The organism is Psychromonas sp. Urea-02u-13 (assembly GCF_002835995.1).
GTDB lineage: Bacteria > Pseudomonadota > Gammaproteobacteria > Enterobacterales > Psychromonadaceae > Psychromonas.
Map to the genome: position 1 here is coordinate 1 of NZ_PJBZ01000138.1, position 5,989 is coordinate 5,989.

Here is a 5,989-nt window from a genome sequence, read left to right on the forward strand (position 1 = left end):
GTGCCGATTTAAATATGAGAATTAACGATAATTTTCAGAGGTTTTAACCTGCAAGTTGAAGTGCGTCAGGTATATACCCGTTTCTATCTATTAAAAAAGACGCCATTAAGTTATTAATGGCGTCTTTTTTAATAGCGCAGGTTTAATCTTGATTAAGCGCTGGCTTTAATCATTGAATCTTGATTAAGCGTTGCCACTTTAGTGATACCAAAGATCTTTTCTAATTGTTTGGTTAGCAAACTAATTTCACGATCACTACAGACCGTTAAAGTGAGGTGGAGCTCTTGTTCATTTTCAGTCGTTTCAGCATGTAAATTCTGAACGCTAAAACCACGATGGCGTACAACACGCAATAAACGCTCTAAAAGCTCTGGGCTATTATGGCCTTGAATAATTAGTAATGATTTCATTATAGACTCTCCATCATTTTATCATTGGGTGCACCGGGTGGAACAAGCGGCCATACATTTTCTTCTTCTGAGATAGAAACATGTAATAAGTAAGGCCCTTTGCTCTCAAGCAGGCGAGTTAACGCATCAGTTAGCTGGGATTTAACAACAATCGTTTCGCCGGGAATATCAAAAGCGCTGGCTAATGTAACAAAGTCAGGATTATCAGTAAGAATTGTCTCACTATAACGGCCATCAAAAAACAGTTTCTGCCATTGGCGAACCATACCTAATCGTTGGTTATCAATAAGCAATATTTTAACCGGCAATTTTCTACGTTTAATGGTACCTAGTTCCTGCACATTCATCATGAATGAACCATCACCGGAAACGGCAATCACCATATCGTCAGGACGAGCAACTTGCGCGCCAACAGCCGCGGGAATACCAAAACCCATGGTGCCCAGGCCTGAACTTGAGATATGGTTTTCAGGTCTATCAACAAACATATGTTGCGCAACCCACATTTGGTGTTGGCCCACATCGGTACAGATAACCGTATCACGTGGTTGCATTTCAGCTAGCTGTCTTAACATTGCAGGTGCAAAAATGGCATCGCCAGGGTGATCATAACGATTTGCAAAGTCGATTTTCATTTTAAGGACTTTTTTCTGCCAATCATTAATGTGTGTTTCTGTTTCAAGTAAAGGCAGGATCTGTTTGAGATCTTCTGTCATGGCCAACTCAACACGGCGCAACTTGTCAATTTCAGCAGCATCAATATCAAGATGAATAACCTTCGCATTTTGTGCAAATTCATCTAATTTACCGGTCACGCGATCATCAAAGCGCGCACCAATGGCAATCAGTAAATCACACTCTTGAATCGCAAGGTTTGAAGCTTTACTGCCGTGCATGCCAACCATACCCATAAAGTACGGGGAGTTATATTCAATCGCACCAATACCTTTTAAGGTACACACACTGGGGATTTTTGTTTTTTTAACTAACTGGCGTAATGGTGCAATCGCCTTCGCCATACCTACGCCACCACCTATATATAATAATGGTTTTGTAGCGGAACGAATCATTTCTAACGCGCTGCTAATGGCGGTTTGATTAACAACTTCTACAGCGGGAGTTGCATGAATAGGCGCAAAATTGACTGCATCACCGAGTTGAATATCTTTAGGGATATCAATCAAAACAGGACCGGGTCTGCCAGAGTTGGCTAATTTAAAAGCTTGCTCAATAATAGGGCCGAGTTGATCTGCACTTTGCACCATAAAACTATGCTTAGTACAGGCAAGTGACAAGCCTAATACGTCAATTTCTTGGAAAGCATCGGTGCCAATGAGGTTACTGGCCACTTGACCTGTGATAGCAACGATTGGAATCGAATCCATCATTGCATCCGCAAGGCCGGTTATTAGATTGGTTGCACCAGGGCCTGATGTTGCGATACAAACACCGACATTTCCTGTGGAGCGTGCATAACCAATGGCTGCCATTGCTGCACCTTGCTCATGACGACATAAAAGGTGATCAACTCCCCCATCATATAAGGCATCATAAAGCGGCATAATCGCCCCGCCTGGGTATCCGAAAACTTGCGTAATATGGTGTTGTTTTAATGCTTGAACAACAAAGTTGGCACCATTCATTAGTTTCTTCCTGAATTTATTGAAGGAGTTTTGTAGCTATTTCTCATAAACGGAGACGCTTCATTTTTTGAAAAAGTGTGTCTTTATAGCAAAAACTACTAAGTTTTTCAATTTTTGTCACATTTTTGAGCAATATCTGTTTAACTTACTTGCTCAAATCAAATTTTTAGCTGCAATGGGTTGTTGTCTATACTCAAAAGGGATTATTTATTTGTTAAGGGGTTACGATGGCATTAGCTTCACTTTATTGTCGCGCGCTCTCTGGTGTTGATGCACCAGAGGTCTTAGTTGAAGTACATTTGAGCACGGGGTTACCTAGCTTTTCACTCGTTGGCTTGCCTGAAACCTCAGTGAAAGAGGCCAAAGAACGTGTACGTAGCGCCATTACCAATAGTAATTTTAAATTCCCCTTTAATAAAAAAATCACCGTTAATCTGGCACCAGCCAATCTCGCAAAAGAGGGCGGACGTTTTGATTTAGCAATTGCGCTAGCGATACTGATTGCCTCGGAGCAACTTTCTGATAATAAAAGCCAACAGCTTGAATGTTTTGCTGAGCTAACGTTAGCGGGAGACTTACGCCCTGTAGATGGTGTTATTCCCTGTGTATTAGCTGCCAAATCGGCTAACAGAGCGGTGATCGTTTGTCCTGAAAATCAACACGAAACTGCGTTGACGGGCGTTGAAGCCTCTGTTGCCAGTAACTTAAGCGATGTCTGTGCTTTTTTTCAAGCACTAAAAGTACTGCCTAAAGCACTGGCAAAAGAGCAACCGTTATTAAAGCAACAGCCAGATATGTGTGATGTATTGGGACAAGAGCAAGCTAAACGGGTTTTAGAAATTGCAGCTGCTGGTGGGCATAATACACTGCTCGTTGGCCCGCCTGGCACAGGTAAAAGTATGCTTGCAGAACGTTTTATGTCGTTATTACCGCCACTTTGTGAAAAACATGCCTTACAAACTGCGGCTATCTATTCCGTGTGTGGAAAAGAACGCGAAGACTGGTATCAAGCGCCTTACCGATCGCCACATCATTCTGCCTCTTCGGTAGCATTAGTAGGCGGAGGGGGAAAACCTAAACCAGGCGAAATATCACTTTCACATCGTGGCGTTTTATTTCTTGATGAATTAGCGGAATTTCCCAGAGCGGTATTAGACAGTTTACGTCAACCCTTAGAAACCAATAAAGTGACTATTTCAAGGGCTGCTAATCAAGTAACTTTTCCTGCCCACTTTCAATTGATTGGTGCGATGAATCCTAGCCCCTGCGGGCACATTAGTGGTGATTTAAGACGCAGTACGCCGGATCAAGTATTGCGCTATTTAGGACGTTTATCAGGCCCCTTTTTAGATCGCTTCTCACTCTCTATTATGGTGCCATTATTACCTAAAGGTGTACTTGCTGCTTCACAAGCAGGTAATAAAGCAAAAAGTGAAAGTAGTGCTGAGATTAAAAAGCGGGTATTAAAAGCACGGGATTTACAGGTTCAGCGTCAAGATAAGCTAAACCATAATTTATCAACGCAGGAAATCAGTGATTTTTGTCGTTTGAGTGAGACAGATGCACTGTTCTTAGAGGAGGCGATCAACAAGATGGGATTATCGATTCGTGCGTGGCATAGCCTATTAAAAGTCGCCCGCAGCATTGCTGATTTAGCTGAAAGTGATAGGGTTGAGCGACATCATTTATTGGAGTCTTTAAACTATCGTGCCATGGACCGATTGTTAAAAAGTGTTTCTAGCTAAAGGAAAAAACATGTTGAAAATAAGTTCGCTGGTGATTTTGTTAATATTGATAAGCGCGTGTAAGCCATTTTCAAACGATGAAATGGAAAATCAATTTACGCAGAAAAACAAACAGTTACTTTTTATGGGCCATAAATTAGGAGATTGGTTTGATACTGATCTTCCTCAGTGTAAACATTGCTCATTTCATATTTACACAAAAAAAATGCCCTCGGATACCATGCTATTTAAAGCGATTAAGAATGAACGAGGCGATTTAGTTTTTTTATCGGCAAGTAATATTCGTCATCACTTTGCGCTGCAAACAGGCGGTATTTCTTATTCAATCGGGGTTAGTCTTAATGACAAGACGGTATTGTTATCGGCTGACTTTTCAAAGAATCTCAATCTTCAACTTAACCAAGCACAAGCAGTACAGGTTGGGGCTAAAGGCTACGTTGTTTCTTTACAAAAAATCAATGTTGATAAAAACTCCGTCGATCTTATTTTTTGGTCGCTAGCACCTTGATAGAAAGTAACACTTCACTTAAAAGTCACTGTTTACTCAAATATAAGATAATTAGTCACTAATAGGTATTACTCGCTCACCAATTTAGCTGCCTAATGTTCTTATTATGTTGTTACTTTGTTAAATTACATACAAAGTTGGTGAAAACTCTCCTTCATTCTAAGTGGTGTAAGTAAATGATTGATAACATTGTTTTATATGTTGAACTCGATGGGCAAATTTGGATGGTGATGACCGACGGCAGTTGGTTGCCATTATCGGACATAAATTTAATGTCGCCAGATCTCCCTTTACTTACCAATGTTGAAGAGATTATTCAGATACAAAACTTCGGTGAGTTTGCATTTAGTTATAATGATCAAACCTTCATCGTTGACCCGCAAGTCACACAATACACTCCCTCTCCTAAGACCTGTCTCAATAATCAGTCTACTGCTGAAAATGTCACGCTCTCCTCGGGCGGTGGTTTAGGTGGAACAACAAGACTGCTGGTTGATGGCGATGAAGTATTAGCGGATGCTGGTTATCAAACACATGATTTTACGCCCGATGAAACCGTTGAAGCAGAAGATAATAATGAGTTGGTTGGTAGACTGGATGATCAAGCGCAACTCACTATCAGCATTGATGACGGCAACGACAGTGTCTTAAATCAATATGAAGTACCGCTTGCTAATATATATGGCACCTCGATTGAAGTAGAAGACGGCGTTACTGTTGTTATTACAGTATTCGATGAGCAAGGGAACACATTAGAGTTTACGACCACTGTTACTGGCAACACCTGGTCATTAGGGGAAGTCGATCTTTCATCATTAAGTGAAGGGCCTATTCGCTTAGAGGCGGTTGTTGCCGATAACTATGGCAATCACGTTGATGTTCTCACCACAAGTAACATTGATAGCTTAGCGTCGTTAGATATTCACTTTGAAAGTGAGACGAACGATAGTGTTGTGAATCGCTTTGAAGTAGATAACGAAGGTCTATCCGGTATTGTTAATAATGTTGAAAATGGACAAGTTATTAGCATTGTTATCACGGATAGTAACGGCAAACAAGAAACCTTCAGCACAACCGTGTTAGACGGGAAGTGGTCGATTGAAAATAATGATTTATCGGTATTTGCCGAAGGTGAATTAACCGCAGTCGCTACGGTGACAGACTTAGCGGGCAATGTGGCAACATCGACCTCGACTATTATCAAAGATACCTTTGCACAGATTACCCTGACGTTAGAAAGTGGCGATGATGGCTGGTTAAATATCGATGAAATTCGCAATGCTTCGCTGAAAGGTAGCGTATTCGGTGTCGAAGATGGCCAAATTGTAACAATTGTTGCAATGGATAGTAACGGCACCATAAAAACCGTGACCGCTGAAGTGATAGATGGAAAATATTCAGTATCAGGTCTGAATGGCACTGCATTAAGAGATTTTACACTAAAAATTCTTAATATTATGTAGTTAGAGGGGCAGCCAACAGCCAGGGAAAGCCGTACAATTAATTTATCAAAAACTAATAAACTAGCCCTAACAGCATGACCAATTTCAGTACTAAATATTCTATAAACACATCAAAAAACAGCCCATATTTTGACGGAGATGATTTCCTTAGCATATTAGAATCTGAGCAGATTGCTTCAACGATTAGGAATGCCACTTCTAAGTGGCGAGAGCGAATTTT

The 5,989-nt window shown here is 40.9% G+C and carries 5 protein-coding genes; 3 read left to right on the forward strand and 2 right to left on the reverse strand.

Features of this window, described 5'->3' with window-relative positions:
• Positions 1 to 152 precede the first annotated feature (152 nt).
• Positions 153 to 410, reverse strand: a complete 258-nt coding sequence (gene ilvM, locus CXF74_RS20360) for an acetolactate synthase 2 small subunit (RefSeq protein WP_198552941.1) — start codon at positions 408 to 410, stop codon at positions 153 to 155.
• Complete coding sequence (ilvG, locus tag CXF74_RS20365) at positions 410 to 2,053, reverse strand: acetolactate synthase 2 catalytic subunit (RefSeq protein WP_101084356.1); 1,644 nt, start codon at positions 2,051 to 2,053, stop codon at positions 410 to 412. The genes ilvM and ilvG overlap by 1 nt, the downstream gene beginning before the upstream one ends.
• Before the next feature lie 227 nt (positions 2,054 to 2,280).
• On the opposite strand from ilvG, the gene CXF74_RS20370 reads away from it, so the two are divergent.
• From CXF74_RS20370 to CXF74_RS20380, 3 genes are all read left to right on the forward strand, one after another.
• On the forward strand, positions 2,281 to 3,798 hold the full coding sequence (locus tag CXF74_RS20370; protein ID WP_101084357.1) for a YifB family Mg chelatase-like AAA ATPase: 1,518 nt from the start codon (positions 2,281 to 2,283) through the stop codon (positions 3,796 to 3,798).
• 10 nt (positions 3,799 to 3,808) lie between these two features.
• Positions 3,809 to 4,306: a hypothetical protein gene (locus CXF74_RS20375; protein ID WP_101084358.1), complete on the forward strand. Its 498-nt coding sequence runs from the start codon at positions 3,809 to 3,811 to the stop codon at positions 4,304 to 4,306.
• Positions 4,307 to 4,482: 176 nt separating this feature from the next.
• A complete protein-coding gene (locus CXF74_RS20380) occupies positions 4,483 to 5,769 on the forward strand; it encodes an Ig-like domain-containing protein (RefSeq protein ID WP_101084359.1) in 1,287 nt (428 codons plus the stop codon).
• Positions 5,770 to 5,989: the final 220 nt, after the last annotated feature.

Excerpts from the sequence above, each read along its gene's own strand:
- ilvM (WP_198552941.1), bottom strand. The coding sequence starts at position 410 with ATGAAATCATTACTAATTATTCAAGGCCATAATAGCCCAGAGCTTTTA.
- ilvG (WP_101084356.1), bottom strand. The coding sequence starts at position 2,053 with ATGAATGGTGCCAACTTTGTTGTTCAAGCATTAAAACAACACCATATT.
- CXF74_RS20370 (WP_101084357.1), top strand. The coding sequence starts at position 2,281 with ATGGCATTAGCTTCACTTTATTGTCGCGCGCTCTCTGGTGTTGATGCA.
- CXF74_RS20375 (WP_101084358.1), top strand. The coding sequence starts at position 3,809 with ATGTTGAAAATAAGTTCGCTGGTGATTTTGTTAATATTGATAAGCGCG.
- CXF74_RS20380 (WP_101084359.1), top strand. The coding sequence starts at position 4,483 with ATGATTGATAACATTGTTTTATATGTTGAACTCGATGGGCAAATTTGG.